The organism is Streptomyces sp. NPDC052079, assembly GCF_040680275.1.
Lineage (GTDB): Bacteria > Actinomycetota > Actinomycetes > Streptomycetales > Streptomycetaceae > Streptomyces.
Map to the genome: position 1 here is coordinate 64,847 of NZ_JBFAWL010000023.1, position 12,321 is coordinate 77,167.

At 72.5% G+C, this 12,321-nt stretch carries 14 protein-coding genes; 5 read left to right on the forward strand and 9 right to left on the reverse strand.

Annotated elements, in window-relative coordinates; translation table 11 throughout:
- Window positions 1–9: 9 nt before the first annotated feature.
- On the reverse strand, window positions 10–393 hold the full coding sequence (locus AB0L56_RS26580) for a DUF3037 domain-containing protein (RefSeq protein WP_361024157.1): 384 nt from the start codon (window positions 391–393) through the stop codon (window positions 10–12).
- Complete coding sequence (locus AB0L56_RS26585; protein ID WP_361024160.1) at window positions 390–1,154, reverse strand: HipA family kinase; 765 nt, start codon at window positions 1,152–1,154, stop codon at window positions 390–392. Before AB0L56_RS26585 ends, AB0L56_RS26580 begins: the two co-directional genes overlap by 4 nt.
- A 138-nt stretch (window positions 1,155–1,292) precedes the next feature.
- On the opposite strand from AB0L56_RS26585, the gene AB0L56_RS26590 reads away from it, so the two are divergent.
- Together AB0L56_RS26590 and AB0L56_RS26595 are read left to right on the forward strand one after the other, a co-directional pair.
- Complete coding sequence (locus AB0L56_RS26590) at window positions 1,293–1,778, forward strand: Rieske (2Fe-2S) protein (protein ID WP_361024163.1); 486 nt, start codon at window positions 1,293–1,295, stop codon at window positions 1,776–1,778.
- A 45-nt stretch (window positions 1,779–1,823) separates the two neighbouring features.
- Complete coding sequence (locus tag AB0L56_RS26595; protein WP_361024294.1) at window positions 1,824–2,294, forward strand: pyridoxamine 5'-phosphate oxidase family protein; 471 nt, start codon at window positions 1,824–1,826, stop codon at window positions 2,292–2,294.
- A 26-nt stretch (window positions 2,295–2,320) separates the two neighbouring features.
- Here AB0L56_RS26595 and AB0L56_RS26600 read toward each other — a convergent pair whose 3' ends face one another.
- Complete coding sequence (locus AB0L56_RS26600; RefSeq protein ID WP_365427315.1) at window positions 2,321–3,238, reverse strand: LysR family transcriptional regulator; 918 nt, start codon at window positions 3,236–3,238, stop codon at window positions 2,321–2,323.
- A 75-nt stretch (window positions 3,239–3,313) separates the two neighbouring features.
- Between AB0L56_RS26600 and AB0L56_RS26605 the strand changes: the two genes are divergently transcribed.
- Window positions 3,314–4,258 carry a DMT family transporter gene (locus AB0L56_RS26605; RefSeq protein WP_365427318.1) on the forward strand — a complete coding sequence of 315 codons (945 nt, stop codon included), beginning with the start codon at window positions 3,314–3,316 and terminating at the stop codon, window positions 4,256–4,258.
- Window positions 4,259–4,504: 246 nt separating this feature from the next.
- On the opposite strand, the gene AB0L56_RS26610 is transcribed toward AB0L56_RS26605, so the two are convergent.
- The gene (locus AB0L56_RS26610) at window positions 4,505–5,845 is read right to left on the reverse strand and encodes an aminotransferase class I/II-fold pyridoxal phosphate-dependent enzyme (protein WP_365427321.1); all 1,341 of its coding nucleotides are present in this window, start codon (window positions 5,843–5,845) and stop codon (window positions 4,505–4,507) included.
- A 35-nt stretch (window positions 5,846–5,880) separates the two neighbouring features.
- Here AB0L56_RS26610 and AB0L56_RS26615 point away from each other — a divergent pair, with 35 nt between their 5' ends.
- Window positions 5,881–6,564 carry a pyridoxamine 5'-phosphate oxidase family protein gene (locus AB0L56_RS26615; protein ID WP_365427324.1) on the forward strand — a complete coding sequence of 228 codons (684 nt, stop codon included), beginning with the start codon at window positions 5,881–5,883 and terminating at the stop codon, window positions 6,562–6,564.
- Between the two features lie 334 nt (window positions 6,565–6,898).
- Here the strand turns inward: AB0L56_RS26615 and AB0L56_RS26620 are convergent, their stop codons facing one another.
- From AB0L56_RS26620 to AB0L56_RS26635, 4 genes are all read right to left on the reverse strand, one after another.
- The gene (locus AB0L56_RS26620) at window positions 6,899–7,855 is read right to left on the reverse strand and encodes an EamA family transporter (RefSeq protein WP_361024178.1); all 957 of its coding nucleotides are present in this window, start codon (window positions 7,853–7,855) and stop codon (window positions 6,899–6,901) included.
- 225 nt (window positions 7,856–8,080) lie between these two features.
- On the reverse strand, window positions 8,081–9,082 hold the full coding sequence (locus tag AB0L56_RS26625; RefSeq protein ID WP_365427328.1) for an EamA family transporter: 1,002 nt from the start codon (window positions 9,080–9,082) through the stop codon (window positions 8,081–8,083).
- A gap of 46 nt (window positions 9,083–9,128) precedes the next feature.
- A complete protein-coding gene (locus AB0L56_RS26630) occupies window positions 9,129–9,662 on the reverse strand; it encodes a Clp protease N-terminal domain-containing protein (protein WP_361024184.1) in 534 nt (177 codons plus the stop codon).
- Window positions 9,663–9,852: 190 nt separating this feature from the next.
- The gene (locus AB0L56_RS26635) at window positions 9,853–10,476 is read right to left on the reverse strand and encodes a PadR family transcriptional regulator (RefSeq protein ID WP_365427332.1); all 624 of its coding nucleotides are present in this window, start codon (window positions 10,474–10,476) and stop codon (window positions 9,853–9,855) included.
- A 165-nt stretch (window positions 10,477–10,641) separates the two neighbouring features.
- On the opposite strand from AB0L56_RS26635, the gene AB0L56_RS26640 reads away from it, so the two are divergent.
- A complete protein-coding gene (locus AB0L56_RS26640) occupies window positions 10,642–11,451 on the forward strand; it encodes a PhzF family phenazine biosynthesis protein (protein ID WP_365427335.1) in 810 nt (269 codons plus the stop codon).
- Between the two features lie 54 nt (window positions 11,452–11,505).
- On the opposite strand, the gene AB0L56_RS26645 is transcribed toward AB0L56_RS26640, so the two are convergent.
- Window positions 11,506–12,306, reverse strand: a complete 801-nt coding sequence (locus tag AB0L56_RS26645) for a type II CAAX endopeptidase family protein (RefSeq protein ID WP_365427338.1) — start codon at window positions 12,304–12,306, stop codon at window positions 11,506–11,508.
- Window positions 12,307–12,321: the final 15 nt, after the last annotated feature.

The following is a 12,321-nucleotide window of genomic DNA, read 5'->3' on the forward strand; positions in this document are numbered from 1 at the left end:
CGCCCCCGGTCAGCGCACCAGCAGATCCAGCAACCGTTCCACCTCCGCCGCCGGATCGGCGGTGAGCCCGGTGTGCACGGGACCGGGCTGGACGATGGTGGACCGGGGCGCGATCAGCCAGCGGAAGCGCCGTCCGGCGTCGTCCCGCGCGGCCTGCCCCGCCGCCTCCCCACCGGCACAGACTCCCTCGACCGCGCGCAGCGCGGCCCGCACGCCGGGCAGATCCGCCGTCGGATCGAGCGCCAGCAACCGCGCCTCGTCGAGGTGAGTGCGGGCCGCGACAAAGGACTTGGGCCGGCAGTACAGGAGCACCCCGGCGTTGACGCACTCACCGCGTTCGATGCGCGGTACGACCCTCAGCAGCGCGTACTCATAGACATGCCGGTCGCTCACTGGTCCCCCTCGAGCCCGTGGATGCGCTGGTGGACGGTGGCGGCGCGGGCGATCAGCGGCCGCGCGTAGGCCTGCCGGAGTTCTTCCGGCGTGTCGAAGCCCTGTTCACCCGTCAGCCAGACCTCGGGGATCTCCGCGGTGACCTCGGCCAGCAGGTCCTCGGTGACCAGCGGGGCGAGGTCCGCGGCGGCGGCAGCGACGTCCGGTGCGAAGGTCCGCAGGGCGTGGTCGGAGGCGTCGTAGGGGCGGGCGGCGGAGGCGTCGGCGCCGGGCCAGTTGTGGTGCCAGATCATCGTGGCGCCGTGGTCGATGAGCCAGAGCCCGTCGCGCCGCCGGAGCAGATTGGGGTTGCGCCAGGAGCGGTCGACGTTGTTCACCAGCGCGTCGAACCAGACGATCCGCCCGGCTTCCTCGGGGCTCACCTCGAAGGCGAGCGGATCGAAGCCGAGGGCGCCGGAGAGGAAGTCCATGCCCAGGTTGGTGCCGCCGCTGGACTTGAGCAGTTGCTGCACCTCCTGGTCGGGCTCCGCAAGCCCCAGCACGGGGTCGAGCGCGACGGTGACCAGCCGCGGCACCCGCAGACCCAGCCGGCGGGCCAGCTCCCCGCAGACCACCTCGGCGACCAGCGTCTTGCGGCCCTGCCCGGCGCCGGTGAACTTTAGTACGTACGTCCCCAGGTCGTCCGCCTCGATCAGTCCGGGCAGTGAGCCGCCCTCGCGCAGGGGCGCGATGAAACGGGTCGCGATGACTTCCTTGAGCATCGCCCCAGGCTACTGGTGCTGTGATGGACGCCCTTCCGACCGCGGGCACGCCAAGCTCTCGGCATCTCCTGAACGGCGTGGGCCCGCCGACCGTACCTCTCCACAGATCATCTGCTCTCCGCGAAGGGACACATCAGCATGGCCGCATCGCTTCAGCCCGCGTCCGGACCTGCCCGTCGAACCGTCGTGGCGGCGGCCGGAGCGGCCGGCCTCGCCGTCGCGCTGACCGCGTGCGGGGGCTCGGACGACGACGCGTCGAACTCCTCCGCCGACTCCGGAGCGGGAGCCGGTTCCGGCTCCGCCGGGGGCTCGGGCGGCGGCGACGCGGCCGCCGGTGCCGAGCCGCTCGCCTCGACCGCCGACATCCCCGAGGGCGGCGGGAAGGTCTTCGCCGACCGGAAGGTGGTCGTCACCCAGCCGACGGCGGGCGAGTTCAAGGCGTTCTCGGCGACCTGCACCCACCAGGGGTGCGCGGTGAAGAGCATCGCCGACGGAGTCATCAACTGCCCGTGCCACAACAGCAAGTTCTCCATCGCCGACGGCAGTGTGAAGGGGGGCCCGGCGACCAAACCGCTGCCCGCGGTGGAGATCACCGTCAGCGGGGACTCGATCACCCTCGCCTGACGCGGCACCATGCACGACATGAGAGAAGAAGGGGCCCAGCACCATATGTCCGCCACCCAGCGCCGGGGCCGGAAGATCATGATGACGCCCGGCGAGCTGGACGATTTCCTGACCGTCCAGCGCACCTGCCGGGTCGCCACGGTGTCCGCCGACGGCACGCCGCACGTCAGCACGCTCTGGTTCGCCTGGGACGGGATTTCGCTGTGGCTGTACTCCGTGGTGCGCAGCAGGCGCTGGGTGGATCTGCGGCGTGATCCCCGGGTGGCGATCGTGGTCGACACGGGTGAGGAGTACGACGAGCTGCGCGGCGCGGAGCTGTCGGGGCGGGTGGAGTTCGTGGGCGAGATTCCGCGCACAGGGGAGCTGCGCGCGGAACTCGACGTACCCGAGACCCTGTTCGCCCGCAAGAACTTCGGCCTGGACGAGATGCCTCATGACGGGCGGCACGCCTGGCTGCGTCTGACGCCGGAGAAGATCGTGTCCTGGGACTTCAGAAAGCTGCCGACGCTGCCGTAGGCCGCCCGCCGCTCCCCGTCCCCCCGCTACACGTTCGCCGTCCCCCCTACGCGTTCCCCGGCCGCCCGTAGCGCCCTCACCGCCGCGCGGATGGACGGGCGGCGGTCCGCGTCCGCGCGCCAGACCACGAAGACGTGCCGTCGCACGCGCTGGCGCAAGGGGATGGTCACCACCCCGTCGGGCAGCGGGTTGCGGCCGAGCAAGGGGGCGATGCAGACGCCGAGCCCGGCCGCGACCAGGCCGAGCTGGGTGTGGCTCTCGGCGGCGCGGTGGCCGACGACCGGCTCGATCCCCTTCGAACGGAGGGTGAACATGAGCCATTCGTGGCAGAACTCGCCCTCGCCCCAGGTGATCCACTCGTCGTCGGCGAACTCCGCGAGGTCCACCTCGTCACGGTCGGCCAGCGGGTGGCCGGCCGGAATCGCCACGTCGGCCGGGTCGTCCAGCAGCGGCGCCTTGACCAGGCCGTCGGGCAGCGGCATCGGCTTGTTGTACCAGTCGAGCACGACGGCGAGATCGAGGTCCCCTCGGACCACTCCCCGGATGCCCTGTTCCGGTTCGAGCTCGCGTGAGCGCACGCGCAGCGCGGGATGGCGTGCGCGCAGATCCGCGAGCGCGACCGGGAACAGCCCGCGCGCGGCGGTCGGGAACGCCGAGAGGCGAAGCTCACCGGCAACCTGGCCGCGCTGCGCCTCCAGATCGGACTGGGCGAGCTCGACCTGGGAGAGGATCCGCGCGGCGTGTTCGGCCAGCAGCCGGCCGGCGTCCGTGAGCCGCACACCGCGCCCGTTCTTGGCCAGCAGCTGCTGGCCGACCTCGCGCTCCAGCTTGGCCATCTGCTGCGAGACGGCCGACGTGGTGATGTGCAGCCCCTCGGCGGCGCCGGTGACCGAGCCGTGCCGGGCGAAGGCGTCCAGGGTGCGCAGGCGCTCCAGGTTCAACATGTAAGTGATGCTACGAGATACCGCGTGCGAAATCTCGATTGTGCTACGAGATATGCGTCCAGCATTGTTGCGTCCATGAGCAGCGTCAGCGCGACTACCACCGCACCGGGCCCGGCCGGTACCGCCCAGGACAGCCCCCGCCCCCGTCTGGACTGGCGGCTGCGTTTCGGCGCCCTGTCGCTGATCTGGGGATTCAGCTTCCTTCTCATCAAGGTCGGGACCCAGGGCTACGCCCCGTTCCAGGTCACTTTGGGACGGCTGGCCTTCGGGACCGCCGTCCTCGCCGTCGCGATGGCGGTCCGGCGGGAGCGGCTGCCGCGCGGTGCCCGCACCTGGGGTCATCTGGCGGTCGCCGGGTTCCTGCTGAACGCCCTGCCCTTCTCGCTGTTCGCCTTCGCGGAACTGACCATCCCGTCCACCCTGGCCGGCATCTGCAACGCCACCTCGCCGCTGTGGGGGATGGCGCTGTCCCTGGTGGCCCTGTCCGAGGACCGGCCGACCCGGGTGCGGGTGGCGGGGCTGGGTCTGGGCTTCCTCGGGGTACTGACCGTGCTGGGCGCCTGGCAGGGCTTCCAGGGCGTCGACGCCCGCGGCACCGCGCTGGCCCTGCTGGCCTCGCTGAGCTACCCGGTCGGCTGGATCTACGTCCGCCGCACCCTGGCGGGCAGCACCCACTCGAACCTGTCCCTGACCGGCGGTCAGCTTCTGCTCGCCACCGTCCAACTGGCCGTGGTGACCCCGCTGTTCACCTCCCTGCCGACGTCGTTCGCCGTGGGTCCACTGCTCGCCATCGCCGCACTGGGCACGCTGGGCACGGGTCTGGCCGTACTGATCCAGTACGGCCTCGTCGCCGAGGTCGGCCCGACGACCGGACAGATGGTCACCTACTTCGTCCCGGTGATCGCCGCCGCAGCCGGCATCGCCCTCCTCGGCGAAACACTGTCCTGGTCCACCCCGGTAGGCGCAGCAATCGTCCTGGCCGGCGCATCCCTGACCCAGACAAAACCAAAGCACCCATAGCCGCACCGCCACAACTGCGGGCAATCCCGCCGCCGTACCTGCGGGCAGTCGTGCCACCGCAGCTGCGGGCAGTCGTGCCTCCCCCAGTGCCTTAAAGGCCTGGGAGGTACCCCCAGGGCGGCACGGGTGGGCGATGGGGGTCCCCCCGCTCGAGCGAAGCCGAGAGTGGGGGAGGCACCCCGCCATCGCCGGGCTGCGCACCACCCCCCGCCCAGCCCCCACCCCGGAAACCAACAGGACCGCGCCTCAGACGTACGTCCGCAAAGGCCCCGCGCCCGACGCCCCGACCGCCCCCGCAATCGCCTCCGCCACCACCCCCACCTCGTCCTCCCCCAGCCCCGACACCGTCACCCGAATCCCCGGCTCCGCGCGAAGCCGGAAGCGCGCACCCGGCGCCACCGCCCACCCCGCATGCAGCAGCCGAGCAACCGCCCCCGTCTCATCCGGCACCGGCACCCACACGTTCAAACCGCTCACCCCCCGCGCCCCGACCCCACGCCCCGCCAGCGCCGAGATCAACGCCTCCCGGCGCCGCCCGTACCGCCCGGCCACGGCCACCGGATCCACCGCGCCCTCACTCCACAGCCGCGCCACCGCCCGCTGCACGATCCGGCTCACCCACCCAGGCCCGAGCCGCTGCCGTCCGCGCACCCGGTCGAGCGTGACCGGGTCCCCGGTGAGCACCGCGAGCCGCAGGTCGGGGCCGTACGCCTTGGACGCCGAGCGAACGAAGGCCCAGCTGTGGGTGACCCCAGCCAAGGGGTGGAGCGGAAGGTCCACGATGTGATGCCCGTGGTCGTCCTCGATCAGCAGCGTCTCCGGGTGCCCGGCAAGCACCGACCGCAGATCACCGGCGCGTGCGGCGCTCAACGCGGCGCCGGTCGGATTCTGCGCACGGTCCGTGACTATCAGCGCTCGGGCACCGCCCGCCAGCGCCTTGCGTACGTCGTCGGGCAGCGGACCCTCGTCGTCGACGCCGACGGGCACGGTCCGCAGGCCGAGCGCCGGGACCAGGTCCAGCAGACTGCCCCACCCGGGGTCCTCCACCGCGACGGCGTCCCCGGGCTTGAGGTGCGCCATGAGCACCCGCTCCAGGGCGTCCAGCGCGCCCGAGGTGACGGCGACGGGGCCGTCGGGCACACCGTCGGCGTCCAGTCCCGCCCGGGTCAGACGGGCCAACTCGGGCTCCACGGGCGCCTGCCCGTAGAGCACCGGTTCGCGGTCGCCCTGGGCGGCCGCCGCGGCGAAGGCCCCGGCGAGTGCGGGCAGCAGCGCGGGATCCGGGTTGCCCTCGGACAGGTCCCGCACGCCCGGCGGTACCTCCACCCGCATGAGGTCACGCGCGGTCGTGGCCGGCTTGGGCCGCACCCGGCTCCCCCGCCGGCCCGCGGTCTCGATGACCCCGCGCTCCCGCAGCGTCCGGTAGGCGGCCGCGACGGTGTTCGGATTCACCCCGAGCCGCTCGGCCAGCTCCCGCAGCGGGGGAAGAAGCTCGCCCGGCTGCAGCGCGCCCTCCCCGACCGCCCGCTCGATGCTCGCGGAGATCTCCGCTGCACGCCGCCCACTGATCCGATACTCTCCTAGCACAAAGCCAATTATGCACTAGTGCAATGGAGAGCGCCATGCAGGGGACCCAGCCGCCGCAGCAGCCCGCCGCCACCTACCCGCCCACCGAGCGCACCGTCCCCACCCGCTCCCCCGACCGGGCCGCCTACGACAAGGAACTGGTGCACGCGATACTCGACGAGGGCTACGTCTGCCATCTCGGCTTCGTCCGGGACGGCGCGCCGGTGGTCCTGCCCACGCTGTACGGCCGGGTCGGCGAGGTTCTCTACGTCCACGGCTCGACCGGGTCGCGTCCGCTGCGTGCGGCGGGTCTGGCCGACCCGGGGCTCCCGGTGTGTCTCACCGTCACCCATGTCGACGGGCTGGTGCTGGCCCGCGCGGCGTTCCACCACTCGATCAACTACCGCTCCGTGGTGGTGCATGGCCTGGCGTACGACGTGACCGAAGCGGAGGAGAAGCGGCGGGCACTCGACGCGCTGGTCGACCACGTCGTACCGGGCCGCGCCGCCGACTCCCGCCCGGCCGACAAGAAGGAACTCGCCGCGACCGCTGTGATCCGCCTCGATCTGAACGAGGTGTCCGCGAAGCTCCGTACCGGCGGCGTCAACGACGAGCCGGAGGATCTGGCCCTGCCCCACTGGGCCGGAGTCGTTCCGCTGCGCAAGGGCTACGACACCCCGCTCGCCGACCCGAATCTGGCCCCCGGCACCGAGCTGCCCAGCTACCTGGCGACCCTGTGAAGCTGATCCACCCCCTGAGACGCCCGGGAGAACCGCCGTACATCCAGCCGCTGCACTTTCTGTACGACGCTGGGCGCGGCGAGGCGGTCACCCACCTGGCGCCGCGAACCCGCTCTGGCCGAACCGGCAGACGAGGTGACGGGCGTACGCGCGAAGTTCAAGTACGCGGGCAAGCGGTCCGAGGCGGTCCGCGACCGGATCGCGGAGCGGGACGGCGCGCGACACACAAGCACGCACGCACGTCCTGCGCCGACGAACGGACTGACCCGTGAGGGCCACGGACTGACCCGTGAGGACCCTCCCGCCGGAAGGGCCCACGCCTCTCCCCCGTCCGTCACACGGCTACGGCTTCCGCCTCACCCCCGCCGGCCCGCGCACCCCGTGCCTCACCCACCGCCAGCCCCGCCACCGAGCCCAGCATCAGCAGGGTGCCGACGAGCGTGGCCGCCGTGAGCCGCTCACCCAGCAGGGCGACCGCGAGCACCGCCGCGCTCACCGGTTCCAGCAGCATGATCACGGACACGGTGGCCGACCGCACGACGGCAGCGCCGGCGAAGTAGAGGCCGTACGCGAGCGCCGTCGGTACGGAGGCGACGTACGCCAGCAGCCACAGCAGCGCGCCAGGGTTGTCGGTCTGCGGCACCAGCCCTTCGAGCGCGGCGAACGGCAGCAGCAACAGACTGGTGACGGCGAACGCCCCCACGGTCGTGCCGGAGGAGTCCGTGTCGCCGTCGCGTCCCCACCAGCGGGTGAGCAGGGTCATCGCCGAGTATCCGGCGGCGGACAGCAGGGCGAGCACGACGCCCCACGGGTCCACGGTCGTCTCCCCGCCGCCCAGGACGAGGACGACGAGCCCGGCGAGCGCACCCGCGACGGCGGCCAGTCCGCCGCGTCCGAGTCGCTCACCCATGGTCAGCCGGGCGCCGACCGCGATCAGCACCGGTCCGGCACCGAGGGTGACCACGGTGGCCACGGCCAGGCCCGTGGCGGAGACGGCCGCGAAATAGGCGGTCTGGAAGACCGCGAGCCCGACCCCGGTGGCTCCGGCCCGCAGCACCCTGCGGCCCGTCGGCTCGGGGGCGGCGGGCCGGGAGCGGCGGGACAGCGGCCGGACGGCGAGCAGCAGGACCAGGCCGACGGCGCAGCGCCAGAAGGACAGGGTGACGGGGCCCATGTCGCTGGTCCGGTAGACCAGCGACGCAGCCGCGCCCGCGGTGCCCCAGGCGGCACCGGCGACGATCAGATAGAGGAGGCCTCGCCCGACGGGCAGGCCGGAGACGGCGTTCGACACGTGTTCTCTCCGCAGATACACGCACCACGCGCAGCGGCGTGGGCGCGGAAGTTCGGGAAGGGATCCCGGATCAGTGCCGGCCGGGACCGGGACGGCGGGATCCGCGGACTTCGTCTGCGGGCAGCACCGTTACGCCCGGCGACCAGCCGGGCGGATGTACCGGAGGGCCCGCCTCAGGCGGCCGGGGGCGGAAGAACGAGCGCGCGCGCATGCATGATCAGCACCTTATGCCGTCGTTCCGGGCGTGGACAACTCACGTTCCGGCCCGCCGCCGGCCACCGGCTTCCCGGAGCCCTTCGCCGGGGCCGAGGACTGGGCGATGAAGGCGCCCGTGAGGACCACCACACCGCCCGCGATCTGCGGGGCCGACAGGTGCTCACCGAGCAGGACCCAGGCCAGCACGGTCGCGATGACCGCCTCCAGACAGGCCACGACACCCGCCACCTGCGGCGAGAGCCGGCGCACCGACACCACCCCGGTGACGTACGCGATCACCGTGGCGACGAGGACGATCCACCCCAGCAGCACGAAGGCGGCGACCGGCGTGCCGTCCATCTCCGCGCTGCCGGCGAGCACGGACCAGTCCATCGACCATGGCCGGGCCACGACGGTCAGCACGGAGGCGCCGATCAGCAGTCCGTAGGCGATCACACCGAGCGGATCGGGGGCCTCTTCGGCGTCGCTGCCCTGGTCGGACAGGACGAAGTAGCCGACCTGGCAGCAGGCGGCGCCGAGGGCGAGCAGCAGCCCCAGGAGGTCGAATCGGAGGCCGGACCACACCTCCACGACACAGGCGAGGCCGCCCACCGCCAGGACCACGCCGACCGCGGCGGCGCGGGTGACCGGCCGCCGCTGCACGAACCGCACCCAGCCGAGCACGAGCGCGGGCGCCAGATATTCGACCAGCAGCGCGACGCCGACGGGGATCCGGGAGATGGCGGCGAAATAGCAGGCCTGGACGCCGGCCACGGCCAGCAGGCCAAATCCGGCGAGCAGCCCCGGCCTGCGGCTCAGTAGCCCCCGGTGGCGGACCGCCAGCGGCAGCATGACGAGCGCGGCGCCCGCCACGCGCAGCCATACGACGTGGAGCGGGTCGAGGCCCGCCTCGATCAGCGGCTTGGCGGCGACACCGGATCCCCCGAAGGCCACGGCGGACAGCAGCGCGAGACCGAGTCCGACGCCCCTTCCGCTGTGGTTCCGGGGTCTGACAGAGGTAGGCACCGGCACATGATGACAGGCGCCGACAGGAGCGTCACCCCCTATGGCACCTGTCTCAGCGACTGGACGGCGCCTGGAGCCGGGTGAACAGTTCGCGGGGGTCGATTCCGGCGCGTTCGAGCACCTCGGCGGCGCGTGCCTGCGGGTCCGCGACGAGCGCGGCGAGCAGGTCCGCGCCGCGCGCCGGCCCTTCGCCGTTGCGGGCGGCACGCGCGTGGGCGTACTCCATGCAGCCCGCGGCCAGCGGCGAGAAGCCCGCCGCCTCGGTCACCACCGGGACGCTTCCGGAGTCCTCCACGGCGCCCTGCCAGCGCAGGCCGTAGCCGATGCTCCGCTGGACCAGGTAGCCGAGCAGCCGCGCCACCCGCGGCCCCTCGCCCAGGAGGGACCTCACCTCGACGTCGGACTCGAGGAGCGAGTGCAGCAGATGGGCGGTGTCGATCTGGCCGTCCCCGTCCCGGACCGCCCTGCGGCGGGCACCGGCGACCACGGCTGCCAGCTCGGCGCTGAGCCTGGCGTCGCTGTCGGCGCGGTGGACGCCCTGCTCCTGGAGCTGGTGGGCCTGCTGCCGGGGGATACGGGGTTGCACGTCGCCCACCCCATCAGTCGCCCGCCACGGGGACATCCCCGGCGGGAAGCATCTTGGCGTCCCACGGGAAGTGGACGCCCGGGGCCGGAATCTCCTCCTTGCGAAGGAGATCAGGGCGTTTTACGCCGAAGGGCGCGCGCCGGTTTGCGTCACGCCCCTCGCCATGTGCGGTTACCGCCGGGAGTACTCCTCAGTCCTCGTCGGCGAGGATCAAATACAGCTTCTTGCGCGCCTCGTTGATGACCGCAAGGGCCTTCTCGCGCTGCTCCTTGCTGCCGGTCTTCCACACCTGGCCGAAGGCCTCCATCAGGCCGAAGCCGGCCTGCCGGATCTCGCTCAGCGCCTCCCAGTCGACCCCGCGCGAGGCCTCCTCCCAGGGAGCCTCGGGTCCTTCCCCGGCCGCCGTGCGACCGGCCTCGGTGAGGGAGAACAGCTTCTTGCCGCCCTCCGACCGGCTGATGATCAGCCCCTCGTCCTCCAGCAGCTGCAGGGTCGGGTACACCGAGCCGGGGCTGGGCTTCCACGCACCGCCGCTGCGCTCGGCGATCTCCTGGATCATCTCGTAGCCGTGCATGGGGCGGTCCTTCAGCAGGGCCAGGATCGAGGCCCGTACGTCACCGCGCCGTGCCCTTCCCCTGGGTCCGCCGCGTCCTCGTCCACCCCAGGGGCCGCCGTGACCGAAACCGGGACCGAAGGGACCGCCCGGGCCCCCCGGTCCGAAGGGACCGAAGGCCGCGCGCAGCCTCTCGAAGTCCCCCCGGCCACCCCGCGGGCCCCCGTGACCCTGTCCGCACTCGTGTCCATGGCTACGCACCGCAACCACTCCACTCCATCGTTGACCTATCACGATGCTCCAACGATATATCGGAAGGCCGCTTACGGCAATGCCCCCGGCGGGCCAGGCGCTCCCCCGGCGACCGGTCCAGCCCTCGCCGATTGGCCTTGGTCTGCTGCTTCCCCTAACCCGTAGCGTCGGGCCATGCGGATTCGAATCGTGGACGCCTTCACCGACCGGCCCTTCTCCGGCAACCCCGCCGGAGTGCTGCTCCTCGACGCCTTCCCGGACGACGGCCGGCTGCAGAACATCGCCCTGGAGGTCAATCACGCCGAGACGGCCTTCGCCCACCCGCTCCCCGGCGGCGGCGAGGCCGACTGGGTGCTGCGCTGGTTCACCCCCGCCACCGAGGTCGCGATGTGCGGCCACGCGACTCTGGCCACCGCGCACGTCCTGCACAGCACCGGCGCCCACCAGGGACCAGTGCGGTTCGCCACCCGCAGCGGCGTCCTCATCGCCACCCCCGGCGACGACGGCGCCGTCACCCTGGACTTCCCCACGGCTCCGCTCACCGCGGTCGACATCCCGGCGGGCGTCCCCGAGGCGCTGGGTGCCGAGCCCCGTACGGCGTTCGACACCGGGCCGGACATCGGGGATCTGCTGGTCGAGGTCGCCGACGAGCGGACGGTGCGCGCCCTGCGGCCCGACCTCAAGGCCCTGGCCGCCCACTCCCGGCGCGGTGTCATCGCCACCGCCCGCGCCGAGAACCCCGCCCTCGGGTACGACTTCGTCTCCCGCTGCTTCTTCCCCAACGTCGGTATCGACGAGGACCCGGTCACCGGCAGCGCGCACACCGCGCTGGCCCCCTACTGGTCCGAGCGTCTCGGCCGCAGTGCCCTCACCGGGCTCCAGGCGTCACCGCGCTCCGGCCGCGTCCGTACGGAAGTGCGCGGCGAGCGCACGCTGCTCGGCGGACGGGCCGTCACGGTCATCGAGGGCGATCTGCTCGTCTGACCCCGGCACGGCGAAGGGGCGTACGCCGCTGCCGTACGCCCCTTCGCCGCCGGTTCACGCCGTCGGCAGCCAGTCCACCTTGCCGGCCAGCAGCGCGTAGCCCACGAACGCGCCGATGTCGAGCAGTGTGTGCGCGACCACCAGCGGTCCGACGCGGCCCCACCGCCGGTAGAGGTACACGAACACCACCCCCATGACCATGTTCCCGATGAAGCCGCCGATGCCCTGGTAGAGGTGGTACGAACCGCGCAGCACCGCACTGCCGGCCATCGCGGCGCCCGGTGTCCACCCCAGCTGGTTGAGCCGGCGCAACAGATAGCCGACGACGATGACCTCTTCGACGATGGAGTTCTGCAGCGCCGAGAGGATCAGCACGGGATACTTCCACCACACCTCGGGCAGCGCCTCCGGCACCACGGTGAGGTTGAAGCCGAGTCCCCGCGCGGCCAGGTAGAAGGCGATGCCGCTGCTGCCGATGACCGCCGCCACCGCCGCTCCGCGCCCGAGGTCGAACCAGGGGCGGGTGCGGTCGAAGCCGAGGACACGCAGACCCGCGCCCTCACGCTGCAGGAAGTGCGCGACCAACGCGACCGGCACGAGCGCCGTGGCGATCTGGAAGAGCTGCCAGGCCAGGTCCAGCCAGGGGCGGCCCGGCGCGGCCGAGGCGTTGAGGGTGGCCGCCTGGTCCTTCAGTCCGCCCGGTTCGGTGACCGAGCCGACAAAGCTGATCAGCGCGGACACTGCGCTCGCGCCGAGCGACAGCGCGAGCACCAGCAGCGTCTCGTTGCGGAGCGTCGTGCGTGACAGTCTCCGCTCGGGAAGGGAATCGGCCCCCTGGCCCGCCTCCGCCTGCACACCTGCCTCCACATC

What these genes read in the sequence shown, in the direction of transcription:
- AB0L56_RS26585 (WP_361024160.1), bottom strand. Translation starts at nt 1,154, where the DNA reads ATGCTCAAGGAAGTCATCGCGACCCGTTTCATCGCGCCCCTGCGCGAG.
- AB0L56_RS26590 (WP_361024163.1), top strand. Translation starts at nt 1,293, where the DNA reads ATGGCCGCATCGCTTCAGCCCGCGTCCGGACCTGCCCGTCGAACCGTC.
- AB0L56_RS26595 (WP_361024294.1), top strand. Translation starts at nt 1,824, where the DNA reads ATGTCCGCCACCCAGCGCCGGGGCCGGAAGATCATGATGACGCCCGGC.
- AB0L56_RS26600 (WP_365427315.1), bottom strand. Translation starts at nt 3,238, where the DNA reads ATGTTGAACCTGGAGCGCCTGCGCACCCTGGACGCCTTCGCCCGGCAC.
- AB0L56_RS26605 (WP_365427318.1), top strand. Translation starts at nt 3,314, where the DNA reads ATGAGCAGCGTCAGCGCGACTACCACCGCACCGGGCCCGGCCGGTACC.
- AB0L56_RS26615 (WP_365427324.1), top strand. Translation starts at nt 5,881, where the DNA reads ATGCAGGGGACCCAGCCGCCGCAGCAGCCCGCCGCCACCTACCCGCCC.
- AB0L56_RS26640 (WP_365427335.1), top strand. Translation starts at nt 10,642, where the DNA reads ATGCGGATTCGAATCGTGGACGCCTTCACCGACCGGCCCTTCTCCGGC.